The organism is Micromonospora alfalfae, assembly GCF_022230925.1.
GTDB classification, from domain to species: Bacteria; Actinomycetota; Actinomycetes; order Mycobacteriales; family Micromonosporaceae; genus Micromonospora; species Micromonospora alfalfae.
Map to the genome: position 1 here is coordinate 486157 of NZ_JAKKFH010000008.1, position 13388 is coordinate 499544.

Consider the following 13388-nt stretch of genomic DNA (forward strand, 5'->3'; position numbering starts at 1 on the left):
GCGTCGCCGACGGCGGATCAGCCGCGACGCCGCCTCAGGCTGACCGCTGCGCGGTGTCGCCGCTGCGGAGGCGGTCCAACTCGGCGAGGTACATCGCCTGCATGCGGTCGTAGTGCCGGGCCAGCAGCATGACCTCCTCGACGCTGTAGCCCTCGATGAGCCGTTCCGCCCGCTCGGCGAACCGCTCGTACGGTCGCTCCAAATCGGCGACCCGCTCCGGCCGCAGGGCGACGATCACCCGCCGCCGGTCCGCCGGATCGCGCTCGGCCGTCACGTAGCCCGCCTGCTGGAGCCGGCGGAGCATGCTGGTCACCGCCCCGGTGGTGAGGTTGGTCCGCTCGGCGACCTGCCCTGCGGTGGCGGATCCGACGTCCGCCAGGTAGTCCAGGCATTCCAGATCGCTCACGGCGAGGCCCAGCCGCTCCGCGATGGCGTACCGGAACACCATGGACAGCCGCGACATCTCCCGCCCGGCGCGCATGAGGTCGGCGATCGCGGACGCACGGGCCGGAGCGTGGGACATGCCCGCAATCATGCCTCCGGCACTGTGACCCGGTGCAGCCGAGGCAGCACGCGGGTCAGCACCCAGTGGGGTGCGGCCGCTCCCCCGGTGAGGCGGCGCATCAGCCTGTCGGCTGTGTCGACGGCCCGGAAGGCGTAGGACACCATCTCGTCCTGGTAGTTGGCGATCGCCTCCTCCACCGGCGCGCCGGTGGCCCGGGCCTCGACCAGCTTGTGGCCGAGCAGGGCGGCGTCACGCAGCGCGGTGTTGCCGCCGTGCGCGCCGAACGGCGGCATGACGTGCACGGCGTCGCCCATCATCGTCGCCCGGGGCACCGCCCACCGGCGCGGGCGTTGGCCGGTGGCGAAGAGGTTGAGCACAGTGGCGTCCAGTTCGGCCGTGCCGACCAGCCGCCGGACGACCGGGTGGAAGTCCATGCTCATCCCGGAGGCCAGTCTCCACAGCGCCAGCAGGTCGCCCCGGATGCCGATGGGCACCTCCTCCTGTCGGAGCAGCAGCCCCCACATGACGTAGTCGTCGCCGGTGGGCGCATAGCTGCCCGGGGCCAGGCGCGCGAACGCCTCCGGTGGGCTCTCGCCGAACCGCATGGAGGTGAAGAAGAAGGCGCGGCCCGGCCGGTCGGCGATGGCCAGGACCCCGCTGGTACGCAGCGCGTCCGGGATGATGCTCTCGCCGTTGCGTCGCAGCGGCGACCGGCCGTAGATGCCCGCCATCGTGGTCTTCGTCGGGTCCGCGTCCGGCATGATCTGCGCGCGCAGCGCCGATCCGACGCCGTCCGCGCCCACGACGACGCTTGCCGCGGCGGCCCCGCCGTCGGAGAACAGCAGCCGCGGCCGTGTCGGGTCGCCGCCGTCCACCGCGACGGCGTCCTTGCCGTAGTGGATGCGCCCGTGAAGCCCGGACTGCAGGATCGACCGCAGGGTCAGCCGGTCGACCTGGCGGGTCGCGTGCGGCTCGTCCTTGAAGGTGATGGTGAATGCGTCCCGCAGCCGGCTGTCGGTGAAGCGCAGGTGCCCCCCGGGCTCGTCCCCGGTGGCGAGCGCCAGGTTGTGGAGCGAGCGCGGCAGGCTCTCGCGCAGCGCCTCCAGGCCGTACCGGTCGAGAATGATCCGGTAGCCCTGCCGCCGGACGAAGGGGCCCGGGTCCCGCTCGTAGACGTGCACGTCGATGCCGGCGCGCATCAGGTACTGGGCGAGACAGAGGCCGGAGAGGCCAGCGCCAGCGATCGCCACCGAGAAGTCCGTCGATATGCTCACGGGATTATCTTAATGACTAAGGTGATTTGGGCAAGGCCGCCGCCACGACGAGAGCTGGACCGGTCGGCTTGGTCGATTAGTGTCGATGGCATGACGCCAGCCCTTGCCTCCGGTGCCTTCGACTCGCTGCGCCTCGACGCCGTACGCGACCAGGAGACGCTGCGCCGGGCCTACGAACTCCCCAGTGACGCGGCCGTGCGGAAGCAGATGACCGAGCTCACCGAGCAGACCCGACGGTTGATCGGCTGTTCGTCGCTGGTCCTGGTCGCCACCGTGGACGCCACTGGCAACTGCGACGTCTCCCCGCGCGGCGGCCCGGCCGGCTTCGTCGCCGTCCTTGACGCACGAACGGTGGCAATACCGGACGCCACCGGCAACAAGCGTCTGGACAGCCTGCAGAACGTCGTGGCCACCGGGCGGGCCGGGCTGCTGTTCATCATCCCGGGGCGCACCACGACGCTCAGGGTGAACGGCCGGGCCTGCGTCTCCACTCGCCCCGAGCTGCTGTCGCAGCTGACCGCCGTGGGCAAGCCACCGGCCAGCGCCCTGGTGCTGGGGATCGATGAGGTCTACCCGCACTGCCCCAAGGCGCTGCTGCGCAGCGGGGCCTGGAAGCCCGAGCAGTGGCTGCCGGCGGACGCCCAGCCGACCTCGGCCGAGGTGACGCTGGCCCAGCTTCGAATGCCCGAGCTGACGATCGTCGATATCGAGAGGGCCGAGGCAGACTCCCTGAAGTACCGGTACGAGTGACAGACATCGTCGAGTTTCGATGAATGTGGGTCTATGCCTGGTGGGCGTCCGTGGGACTGCTCTAACCTCGATACATGGTCTCGCGTCGATCCCTTCTGCGGGCGGTCCCGCTTGCGGCCGCTGCCCTCACCACCGCCCCAGGTGATCCCCGTTGGTCCGGCGGCCCGTCGTCCACCGCGACGGATGGGGACCGCGTACCACCCGACCCGGCCACGATGCAGGCTGCCGCCTCCGCCGTTCGCGGCTTCACGGCCGACCTCTACCGCACTGTGGCCGCAACCCAGGCTGGCGGCAATGTGGTGTGCGCGCCGTACTCGGTCGGGCTCGCGCTCGCGATGACCAGGGCGGGCGCCGGCTCGACCACGGCCGACGAGATGGACACGGTGCTCCACGCGCCGCATCCGCGCCCCGGCGCGCTCGACAGCGGGCTCAACACCGTCGAGCAGACGCTCGCCGGTCGGTACCAGGACGGCGACGGAGTCAAGCAGCCTCGGCTGACCACCGCCAACGCGCTGTGGACACGACTCGATCTGGGCCTGCGCCCCGGGTTCCGCGACATCCTGACCGGCTACTACGGTGCCGCGCCGCGACCTGTCGACTTCCGTGGCGCGCCGGAGGCTGCCCGCCAGGAGATCAACACCTGGGTGTCCGATCGGACCAACGCGAAGATCCCGGAGCTGCTGCAGTCCGACGCCGTGAACCCCGCCACCAGCCTGATCCTTACCAACGCGATCTACCTCAAGGCTGCCTGGAAGTACCCGTTCACCGCCGCGGCCACGTCGCTGGGACCGTTCACAAGGGATGACGGGACCGTCGTCGACGTCCCGGTCATGCGCGGGCCATTCGACAGAATGGGCTACCTCGAGGGAGACGGGTGGCGCGCAGTCGACGTGCCGTACGCGGGCGACGGGCTTGCCATGGCCATCGTCATGCCGACCCAGGACGATCTCGCCGCGATCGAGGCGAGCCTCGATGCCACGTGGCTGGGCGCGTTGCTGACCGGGTTCCAGATCACCGACGTCGAACTGCGCCTACCCCGGTGGACGTTCCGCCTACCGGCCGAACTGGGCGCCGCGCTGGCCAGCCTCGGCATGCCCACGGCATTCACGTCACAGGCCGATTTCACAGGCATGAGCACCGACCCGGCCCTGTGCATCGACAACGTGGTGCACGAGACGTTCATCGCGGTGGACGAGAAGGGTACCGAGGCCGCAGCCGCGTCGGCAGTCATCGTCCGGCCGCCGTCGATCCCGCAAGGGCCGCAGTTCTTCGTCAACCGGCCATTCCTGTACGTCATCCACGACCGGCTCACCGGCGTACCGCTGTTCCTCGGCCGGGTCCACGACCCGCTGGTCGACGGCCCAGCCTGACCGGAAGTGGTCGTACAGCAGACCCATGGCACGGGCGGGGACGGGCGCCACGCGCTACTCAGCGCACGGCGCCACGCCCGACGAGCCGGTCTCGGCCAGCTACCCGGCCAGAGGGCCGGCTTGTTCGAGCCAACTGCGCAACCAGGCCGCCGTGTGGTCGTCGGAGGCTGCGGCGTCCTCGAGGAGCCGGCCGAGCACCTCGCCGGCCGGGCGGTGCGGCTGGTCGGTGAGGGCCTGGACGGCGACGCCCGGCTCCGATTCACGACCGAAGCGATCTCGCACGAAGGCGGACAGGGACGCCCAGGCCTGTCTGCCGGCCTCGTCGGCAGCGCCGCTCGCCAGCGGAACCACTGTGGCCGCGACCAGGCCGGCCGTGATCGGTTCCGTCGACGCCTTCGGTGACTCTGCTGATGCCGACGGAGGCCGTTGACGGTCAGAGACGGGTGGTGGCTGCTGGCGGCGGGCGCGCTCGGCGGCGAGGTGATCCGCCCGGCGGGACGGCATGCCGGGGAAGGGCGCCTCGGGGAACGGGGGAAGGTCCACCCGCGTCTTCCCGGTCCCGCGTGGGTATCGGGGTTTGTTCAGCAGCCACCGCAGCACGAGCGTCGCCTGGGGATCGTTCACGGTGCGGCGCTGGATGCGGGACAGATCAGCCGGGACCGGCGCGTCCATGCCACCGGGCAGCACCACGATGAGGACCTTGCGCTGGAAAGCTGCCTGATCCGTATCGAACAGGCCGTGCAACGCGTCGCACTCGCGAACCGCCCCCGCGCCCTCGTTCGCCGGGTTGCGGCCCGCCCAGCGGTCCCAGAGAGGCGCGCTGCTGATCATGAGGACGGTGTCCGCCCAGAACACCCGGTCCGGTCCCCAGCGGGTGAAGTCGACCGTCCGGTCCTCGCTGTGGAAGAGGTCGATCTCCACCTCGATACCTTCGACTCCATCGAGCGTGCGAGCGAAGGCGAGAACCGCCGCCTGGTAGCGGGCCTGTTCCTGGGCGCTCCAGCGCGGGTCGCGGTGCGCCCACACGATGAAGACCCGGTGCGGCATCGTGCTCATCGCCAAATCGGCGTGGTCACGGCGGCGCGCAGGGCATCCGGGTCGTCGTCGGCGACAGCCGCCGCCGCGGCCCGCGACAGCGTCCACGGGTGATCTGGCCCGTAGAGCGCCGCACTGCGGTCCGCCGCCTCCCGGAGCAGGACACCGGCGTCGACGGCCCCGGCCAGGGCCGCGAGCCGGCCGATGTTTGTCCGCCAGCAGATCTCCTCGCCGGCGGAGGGTTCGACGACGTCGTCCGCGAGCAGGTGCCGCAGACGGTCCGCCTCCCAACCCGGCCGGGCCAAATCCACCGGTGGCTGGCCGTGCTGCCGGAGATCCTCGGCAAACCCACCGGCCCCCGGCCGGGACAGCGAGTCCAGTGTGGTCAGGAGGACCCGCCCGGCGGCGGTCCGCAGCGGACGTGGGCGAGGCGCGGCGTCCCGGCGCAGCAATGCGAGGCGGGCGCTGGACAACAACGTCAGTGGGTGACCGGAGCCGAGAGACCGGACGGAGTAACGGACGGCCTTCGCCGCGGATGCGATGTCGTCCGGCTCGATCGTGTCCGGGTCGGCCAGGCGCCAGGCGGCGAGGGCGTCCCGGGCCATTGCGGCATAGGCGGTATCCGCGCCGAAGATCCGTTCCACCGCCGCGGCCAACTCTCGGATCGTCTCCGGCGGCTGTGCCGCGAGGCCGGTGAGCCACGCCGCCCGCAGCCGGTGGACGATGGCCCAGACGGAGTCGGACCCGTTCTCTGCCTGGCAAGCTGCCAGATCGAGGAGGACGGCGTCATGGGCCGCCCGCCGGTCACCCCGGGCCAACTGCAACTCGGCCAGGGCCAGCCGCCGGATCAGGGTCTCCCGGTCCTCGTGTCCGAACCGGTCCCGCAGGGTCTGCCAGGACCCGTGGACCAGGGCGAACCCCTCGTCGGTATCACCGAGGTCGTAGGTCACCAGCCCAAGGTTGCACTGAGCGATCGCAACGTCAGTGCTCTGCGCCGCCGAGCGGTCCAGCAGCCAGTGCAGCCCACCGTTGAGCCGGTCGCGTGCCGACCGCAGCCGCCAGGTCAGATGTTCGGTGCGTGCCAGATTGTTGTCGATGTTGTTGAGCACCCCGGCACCCTGCGACTTCTTCCGTGCCAGGTCCAAAGCGGCGCTGAACTCCGCCGTGCCCTGCTCGTATCGACCGGTGTCGAGCAGCAGCAACGCGCGGTCGTTGAGCAGTTCGGCGTACTTGCTCTCGGCATCGCCCCCGGGGAAGGACAGCAGGTGACGGATCGCCGCGTCGTACACCTTCGCGGACTCCGGGAACCTCTCCCGCAGTTGGAGGATGAAGCCGAGGTTGTCCCCGATCTCCAACCGCACCATCGCCGACCTGGGGACGGCGTCCGCGTCGACGGCTGCGCGGGTCCGACGGGGAAGGAGCGTCAAGGCCCGACGGGCGTACGCCTCCGCCTCGGCCAGATCCACGTCCGTGAGCAGCGAGTCGGTCTCGTTGAGCCACCGCGCGGCCGATGTCCGCGCGTCCGCGCCCGCGACGTCGCCAAGCTGGTCCGCGGGCACCACCATGGCCGGGTCGAGATCGTCGAACGCGTCGACCACCTCGTCGGACACCCCGGGCACGGCCGCCGCGGCGACGTCGTCGCCGTGCATCGCCAGCGCCAGTAGGGCGACCCGGTAGGCACCGCGGGCCGCGCCACGCTCGTGCAGGTACGCCCGGGGCAGCCAGAGCGCGTGATTTGCCAGCCCACGCAGCCGATCGGGGGCGACACTGCCCGGGCGTTGCCGGGATCCGTCGAGGACCAGGTGACAGGCCGCCACGGCGACCGCGGACAACGCCATGGTGCGCGACCAGAGATCGGCGTCGTTGACGTCCTCGTCGTCCAGCAGCCGTCCGGCAACGGCGGCGACCATCAGCGCGACCTGGGCAGTGTCCGGACCGGCCTCGTCTCGGACCGCACCGGCCAGGAGCGGATGGACCAGAAACGTCTCCTCGTCGGCGCCGGTCCGGATCAATGACTGGGCCCGCAGTTCGGTGACGGCGGCGTCACGGCGTTCGGTGTCGGCGCACACTGCGACGGCGGGGTTGTCGCCGTAGTCCCGACCCAGTCCGGACAACAGCTCGCCGGAGACCGGGGCGGGCTGGGCGCAGGACAGAATGCGCAGCAGCGCCAGCGCATCCGGATGACTGGCCCGCAGAGCCGCCAGGCGGATCCGCCAGGCCTGTTCGAGAGCGGCCGCCCCGGCGACCGGCGCGTTGACGTAACGGTCCAGCCAGCCGCGCAGTGACAAGCCGTCGACGGCAGCGGCCGCCGCCTGCTCGAGCGCCAGCGGGAAGCCGCCGAGCCGGCGGGTGATCTCGTTGGCCAGCCGCTCGTCCTCGGCGCCGGTACGGGCCAGCAGGAACTCGATGCCGTCCGCGTCGGACAGCGGCTCCAGTTCGACGGTGGCGGCTTCGGCGCGCCAGCGGACCGATGGCGAGGTGACGAGCACGTGGACACCGGGCATCGAGGGCAGCGCGGCGGCGAACGCCGTCGGTTCCGGGGCATCGTCCACCACGATCAGGGCCGGCCGTCGTTCGCCGAGCGCCTCCCAGAGGTCGTCCGGATCGGCACCGTCGATGCCCAGGCGTTCGGTGAGCAGGGCGATCGAGGAGCGCCAGGTGGTGGAGTTCGTCGCGGACAGCCAGCCGACGACGGTGTAGCCGTCCGCCAGGTGTCGACACATCCGTACCGCCAGGGAACTCTTGCCCATCCCGGAGCCGGCCACCAGCGCGACCCGGACTGCTGCGGTCCGGTCGGCGAGCAGCTGCGCGAGCCGATCGACCACGTCGTGGCGGGTGCGGTCCTCGGCGGGGTTACCGCGCCCGGGGACGGCGACGACCCTGCCCCGCACGGCCGGCGTCGCAGCCGGTGCTTCCCTGGCGAGGTCCACGGTCCGCGGCCAGCTCGCCAGCACCCGGTCGGAGCGCTGCACGGCGGACGCCAGAACGGCGGGGTCCTCGATGCGGACCGTCAACAGGCCGGCCACATCGGCAGGCCGCGGCACCCGTAACCGGCGCAGGCGGGCGTGCACCTGCCGCCGACGTTCCGCCGTCGCGCCGGTGCCGTGCATCGCGGCGAGCACCGTACGGGCACGGGTGTGTCGGTCGCCGCGGATCACCTCGGCGGCGAACCGGTCACTGTCGAGAGCGACAGCGGCCCTGCGGGCCAGCGTCCGCAGAGCAGCGAGCAACTCGTGCTGCCCGGCGGACGAGTCCCGAGGGACCACGAGCACCGTGCAGTCCTCCGGCTGCCCGGGATCGAGCAGCGCGGCGATCTCCGCTGCTACCCCGTCGCGCAGACAGCGGGCCAGCAGCCGCCCGCCGCCGGCCGTCGCGTCGATCCGCACCTGTACGTCAGCGCCGGACGGTTCGATCCGGACCAGCGCGGGCGGTGCGGCCATGCCCAGCACCGGTATACCGGCCGTCACCCCGGCGATCGCCGTTCGAATCAGCTTCTCCGCGTTCTCCGCATCCACGTCAGCCCCTTTGCACGCGCAGAACATGACCACTCACCGCGATGGCCGGTTCCACCACGGGGCCTGCCGGAGGAGAATGTATCGACATCACATCGTATCGGGGGCTGCCAATGACCGGGTCCACCGATAACTTCATGGAGGGCACCGCCCACATCGTCGTTCAGGCAGGCAGCGTCTGCGGCGGAGTCCACATCAGGGCGTCCCCCGAGCAGCCGCTGCCGCTCCCCCGTCAGCTGCCGGCGCGGCCATGGCTGCTGGTCGGCCGGGACGACGAGGCCGCCGCACTGGACGAGGTCATCCGCACAGCTGATCTCTTCGTGGCGGCGATCGACGGTCCCGGGGGCATCGGGAAGACCACACTCGTGCTGGAGTGGGCATATCGGCGCCTGGACCGTTTCCCGGACGGGCAGCTCTTCGCCGACCTCGGTGGGTTCGGCGCCGGCGAGCCGGGCCTGCCGCCGCTCACGGTGCTCCGCGGCTTCCTTGCTGCCCTCGGCGTTCCGGCCAGCGCGGTCCCCACCGACACCGGTGCGGCCTCGGCGCTGTTCCGCAGCCGGCTCGCCGACAGACGTATCCTCATCGTCCTCGACAACGCCGCCGCCGCGGCGCAGGTCGCTCCGTTGCTGCCGGCGGCAGCGCCCGCTGTGGTGGTCGTGACCAGCCGCCACCACCTAGCTGGCCTGGGCGCCGGGCGGGTCCGCCGGATCCGGCTCGGTGTCCTGGACCGGGCCGGATCGGCGGCGCTGCTCACCGAGAACCTCGACGAGTCGGCGGCCCGCGTGGAACCGGCCGCCCTCGACGTCCTGATCGAGCACTGCGGCGGGTTGCCGCTGGCCCTGTCGATCGTCGCAGCCCGGGCGTCCCGGCATCCCGGGCACCCGCTGTCCAAGATGATTGACGAACTCGGTGCGGCGGAGGCGCACCTGAGCGGCTTCGACGCGGGCACCGAATCCATGCGCCTACAGTCCGTCTTCTCCTGGTCGACCTCCCGCCTCACTCCGCCGCAGGCCCGGGCATTCCGGCTCGTCGGCACGGCGCCGGTCGCCCCGCTCGGGCAGCACGCCGCCGCGAGCCTGCTAGGTCTTGCGCCGCGGCAGGCGACGGTGCTGCTCGACGAACTGGAGAGAGCGAATTTGGTGGAGGAACCCACCCCGCGTCGCTATCTGATGCACGCACTGCTGCGGCGGCACGCGGGGCAACTCGCCGAGGAGGACGAACCGACGGCGGACCGCGTCGCCGCCGTGCGACGGTTGGCCGACTCCTACTTGGGAACCGCGTACCAGGCGGACCGGCTGCTGTTTCCCTACCGCACACCGGTGACGCTGGACCAGCCGGCGGCCGGGGTCAGCACGGCACCGCTCACCAACGAGTCCGCGGCTCTGGCCTGGTTCAACACCGAGTACGCCCAGCTGCTCACCATCCACCGGCACGCCGAACAGCTCGGCTGGTGGCGCCACGTCTGGCTGCTGGCCCGCCTGCTGGACACCTATCAGCACCGCTCGGCGCTGCTGCGCGACAATGTGGACACCTCACGCCGGGGCGCCGACGCCGCCCACGCCCTGGCCGACCGATATGCGATCTGCCTGGCGGAGCGGCAGCTCGGCCGGGCGCTCACCCACGCACAGCGTTACGACGACGCGCGCCGTCACCTGAACCTGGCCCTGCGGACCGCCGACGACCGTGACGACACGCTCGCCATGGCGCACACCCGGCACGACCTGGCGCGCCTGTCGTCACTCGTCGGCGAGCACGGTGCCGCCCTGCGCCACGCCCGCGAGGCGTTGCGCCGCTACCGCGACTGCGGCGACCCAATCGGCGAGGCCCACGCGCTGAACCGGGCGGCCCGCCAGCTCGCCGAACTGGGCGACCACCAGGCGGCTCGGACGGCCGCTCAGCAGGCTCTCGCCCTGCACCAGCGGAACAGAGACCCGGCCGGTTGCGCGGTCACCCTCGACAACCTGGGCCACATCGCCCGCCTGCTGGGGCAGCCGGACGAGGCGATCGGGCACTACTCGCGCGCGCTTCTGGACGGCGCGGCCAACCCGTACCTCGAAGCCGCCATGGTCGAACATCTCGGTGACGCCCACGCCGATGCGGGCGACGACCAGCGTGCGGGCCTCGCCTGGCAGCGTGCCCTGACGCTCTACGAGGCGCAGTTCCGCACCGCGGAGGCCCAGCGCGTCTCCACCCGAATCCTGGGCCTGGGCGGCCCGTAGGGCGTACCGCCCTTCGACGATCTGACCGTCGTGGCCACTTGGTCGACCACCACGCTCACCACGAAATCCGGCGTCCACCTCAACCACCCGAACCATGTCCAGTCCGGAGATCGGCCGGACACCCCAGGGCCGCTCCGTGCCGGTGGTGGTCGTTGTCCGGCATCGCTACGTGGTCGGTTGGACTGCTATATGGTCTGTTTTCGTGGCAGATTCGCGGGCCAATCCGGGGGCCAGAACAGCGTCGGTGTTCGGCGTCGACCTACATCTGGACCTGACCGGCCCCGGCCTGCGCGCCGGGCTCACGGACGCCCTGCGGGAGGCCATCCGGACCGGACGTCTGGTGCCCGGCACGCGGCTACCGTCGTCCCGCTCGCTCGCGGCCGATCTTGGCGTGGCCCGCAACACCGTTGCCGACACCTACGCCGAACTGGTCGCCGAGGGCTGGATCACCGCCCGACAGGGCTCCGGAACGCGGGTGGCGAAGCGGGCCGAACCGCGCGGCGCGGCACAGACCGTAGCTCGCCCAAGGCCCGCTCAGCGCCGTCCCACGTACAGGCTGCTGCCGGGTGCACCGACCCTCGCGGAGTTTCCCCGTACGCAGTGGCTCGCCGCAGCTCGGCGGGCTCTGTCGACGGCCCCGAACGATGCCTTCGGCTACGGCGACGCTCTCGGCCGGGTGGAGCTGCGTACCGCCCTCGCGGACTATCTGGCGCGGGCTCGCGGGGTGTACGCCGAGCCGGACCGGATCGTGATCTGCGCCGGCTTCCACCATGGCCTGACGCTGATGGCGCAGGTCCTGCGGGCGCGGCGGGTCACGGCGCTGGCTGTCGAGTCGTACGGCCTTGACGTGTATCGCGATCTGCTGACCAGCGCTGGCCTGCGCATTCCGCCCCTCTACGTCGACGAGCACGGCGCGCGCACCGACGACCTGGCGGGGTTGGACGGGGCGGGGGCGGCACTGTTGACACCGGCGCATCAGTACCCGACGGGGGTCGCGTTGACCCCGCAGCGGCGTACGGCGGCGGTGGACTGGGCCCGCGCCACCAGCGGGCTGATCTTGGAGGACGACTACGACGGGGAGTTCAGATACGACCGCCAGCCGGTGGGCGCGCTGCAGGGCCTCGACCCGGAGCGGGTGGTGTACTTCGGCACGGCGAGCAAGTCGCTGGCGCCCGGGCTGCGGCTCGGTTGGATGGTGCTGCCGAAGGAACTGGTCCCGGAGGTCGTGGCGGCCAAGGGGGACATCGACTACATGTCGAGTGCGCTGGAGCAGCTGACCCTCGCGGAATTCATCGCCTCGGGCGCGTACGACCGTCAGGTGCGCTCGATGCGTCTGCGCTACCGGCGCCGCCGCGACGAGCTGGTCGCGGCGCTGGCTCAGCGGGCGCCCGGTGTCCGCGTGACCGGGTTGGCCGCCGGGCTGCAAGCGGTCCTCGAACTTCCGCCCGGCACCGAGGGTTCGATCGTTCAGGCGGCCGACCGCCAGGGTCTGGCGGTGGCCCGGATGGCCGACTTCCGCCACGAGCTGGCCGACTCGGGTTGGCAGTTGGCCGAGCGGGACGCCCTGGTGGTCAACTTCGCGGCTCCCTCGGACAGCGCGTGGGCGGGAGCGCTGGACGCCTTGTGCAGGGTCATGCCCCAGTAGTGCGTCGTCAGGTCGACAGCGTCTGGATCAAGGCCGGATTGGCCCATGGATTCGCCACCGAATTGGACCAGCGAACGGTGCCACTCGGCGCGTAACTTTGCGGCCGTGACCACGAACCAAGCACCAGTAAACGGACAAGAGCCCCGGAGCGCGCAGCGCGCCTGAACTGGGCTGATGCCTACCAAGCATGGCTGCCGTGACAGGCCGGCGCGTCTCGCTCCGCCCCGTGGGCGATCGCGGCGGCGGATGGCTGGACATCCCTCTCTCCCGCTGAACGACAGGGCGTCACCGGCACTGCCGTGGCGGGCCAGTCGTCGCGCGGACCGGTGGGGTCCTGCGGCGGCAGCGCACACAGCTCGACCTACCGAACCACAAACGATTGGGAGACATGATGCGGGTATTTCTTGCCGGTGCGTCCGGCGTCATCGGACAGCGGCTGATCCCCCGACTGGTGCAGCTGGGGCACGTGGTCGGTGGCATGACGCGATCGGCCAACAAGACGGAGCTGCTGGCGCAACTTGGCGCCGAGCCGATCCTGTGCGACGTCTTCGACCGGGACGCGGTGATCCAGGCGGTTCGAGACTTCGCACCGGACATCATCCTGAACGAACTGACTGATCTACCGGATGAGGTGGAGAGGATCGGTGATCATGCGGAGCTGAACGCTCGCATCAGGACCGAGGGCAACCAGAACCTCATCGATGCGGCGCGGCAGAGCGGATCGCCGAAGATCCTGGCCCAGACCGTCGCCTGGCAGCTTCCGGACGGGCCCGACGCCCGGGCTGTCGCCGAGTTGGAGCGCGCCGTCCTCGCCGAGGGTGGCGTGGTGCTGAGCTACGGACAGTTCTACGGGCCCGGCACCTACAACGAGCAGCGAATCCCGGACGAGCCTCGGGTCCAGATCGATCGGGCCGCCGAGCGCACTGTGCAACTGCTGGATTCGGCGTCGGGCGTCGTCGTCATCACCGACTAACGATCACGATCCGGCCGCCGCGCCGCACCGCACCCGGCCGTGGGCCAGACCCGGGCCCGACGGCAGTGGCCCGGCGGCCGAATCCCCTTCCCACCGTCACCAATT

General features: G+C 71.3%; 9 protein-coding genes. 5 read left to right on the forward strand and 4 right to left on the reverse strand.

Annotated elements, in window-relative coordinates:
- Window positions 1-34: 34 nt before the first annotated feature.
- Both MED01_RS08895 and MED01_RS36060 read right to left on the reverse strand, forming a co-directional pair.
- Window positions 35-523: a MarR family winged helix-turn-helix transcriptional regulator gene (locus MED01_RS08895; RefSeq protein ID WP_238668030.1), complete on the reverse strand. Its 489-nt coding sequence runs from the start codon at window positions 521-523 to the stop codon at window positions 35-37.
- An 8-nt stretch (window positions 524-531) separates the two neighbouring features.
- Entirely contained in the window at window positions 532-1779 is a 1248-nt protein-coding gene (locus MED01_RS36060) for an FAD-dependent oxidoreductase (protein WP_238668031.1), read from the reverse strand.
- Window positions 1780-1869: 90 nt separating this feature from the next.
- Here MED01_RS36060 and MED01_RS08905 point away from each other — a divergent pair, with 90 nt between their 5' ends.
- The gene (locus MED01_RS08905; protein ID WP_238668032.1) at window positions 1870-2529 is read left to right on the forward strand and encodes an MSMEG_1061 family FMN-dependent PPOX-type flavoprotein; all 660 of its coding nucleotides are present in this window, start codon (window positions 1870-1872) and stop codon (window positions 2527-2529) included.
- A gap of 215 nt (window positions 2530-2744) precedes the next feature.
- Window positions 2745-3899 carry a serpin family protein gene (locus MED01_RS08910; RefSeq protein WP_238668033.1) on the forward strand — a complete coding sequence of 385 codons (1155 nt, stop codon included), beginning with the start codon at window positions 2745-2747 and terminating at the stop codon, window positions 3897-3899.
- Window positions 3900-3998: 99 nt separating this feature from the next.
- Here MED01_RS08910 and MED01_RS08915 read toward each other — a convergent pair whose 3' ends face one another.
- Together MED01_RS08915 and MED01_RS08920 are read right to left on the reverse strand one after the other, a co-directional pair.
- Window positions 3999-4955, reverse strand: coding sequence for a TIR domain-containing protein (locus tag MED01_RS08915; protein WP_238668034.1), 957 nt, complete (start codon window positions 4953-4955; stop codon window positions 3999-4001).
- Window positions 4952-8449, reverse strand: coding sequence for a tetratricopeptide repeat-containing protein (locus MED01_RS08920; protein WP_238668035.1), 3498 nt, complete (start codon window positions 8447-8449; stop codon window positions 4952-4954). The genes MED01_RS08915 and MED01_RS08920 overlap by 4 nt, the downstream gene beginning before the upstream one ends.
- A 110-nt stretch (window positions 8450-8559) precedes the next feature.
- Here MED01_RS08920 and MED01_RS08925 point away from each other — a divergent pair, with 110 nt between their 5' ends.
- The 3 genes from MED01_RS08925 (at window position 8560) to MED01_RS08935 (ending at window position 13283) form a co-directional block, all read left to right on the forward strand.
- Window positions 8560-10665 carry a tetratricopeptide repeat protein gene (locus tag MED01_RS08925; RefSeq protein ID WP_238668036.1) on the forward strand — a complete coding sequence of 702 codons (2106 nt, stop codon included), beginning with the start codon at window positions 8560-8562 and terminating at the stop codon, window positions 10663-10665.
- A gap of 202 nt (window positions 10666-10867) precedes the next feature.
- Window positions 10868-12310: a MocR-like pyridoxine biosynthesis transcription factor PdxR gene (pdxR, locus tag MED01_RS08930; RefSeq protein WP_238668037.1), complete on the forward strand. Its 1443-nt coding sequence runs from the start codon at window positions 10868-10870 to the stop codon at window positions 12308-12310.
- Between the two features lie 391 nt (window positions 12311-12701).
- Complete coding sequence (locus MED01_RS08935; RefSeq protein WP_238668038.1) at window positions 12702-13283, forward strand: SDR family oxidoreductase; 582 nt, start codon at window positions 12702-12704, stop codon at window positions 13281-13283.
- Window positions 13284-13388: the final 105 nt, after the last annotated feature.

Bases quoted from the DNA above. Each gene is read 5' to 3' on its own strand.
- MED01_RS08895 (WP_238668030.1), bottom strand. From the start codon at position 523: ATGTCCCACGCTCCGGCCCGTGCGTCCGCGATCGCCGACCTCATGCGC.
- MED01_RS08915 (WP_238668034.1), bottom strand. From the start codon at position 4,955: ATGAGCACGATGCCGCACCGGGTCTTCATCGTGTGGGCGCACCGCGAC.
- MED01_RS08905 (WP_238668032.1), top strand. From the start codon at position 1,870: ATGACGCCAGCCCTTGCCTCCGGTGCCTTCGACTCGCTGCGCCTCGAC.
- MED01_RS08910 (WP_238668033.1), top strand. From the start codon at position 2,745: ATGCAGGCTGCCGCCTCCGCCGTTCGCGGCTTCACGGCCGACCTCTAC.
- MED01_RS08925 (WP_238668036.1), top strand. From the start codon at position 8,560: ATGACCGGGTCCACCGATAACTTCATGGAGGGCACCGCCCACATCGTC.
- MED01_RS08935 (WP_238668038.1), top strand. From the start codon at position 12,702: ATGCGGGTATTTCTTGCCGGTGCGTCCGGCGTCATCGGACAGCGGCTG.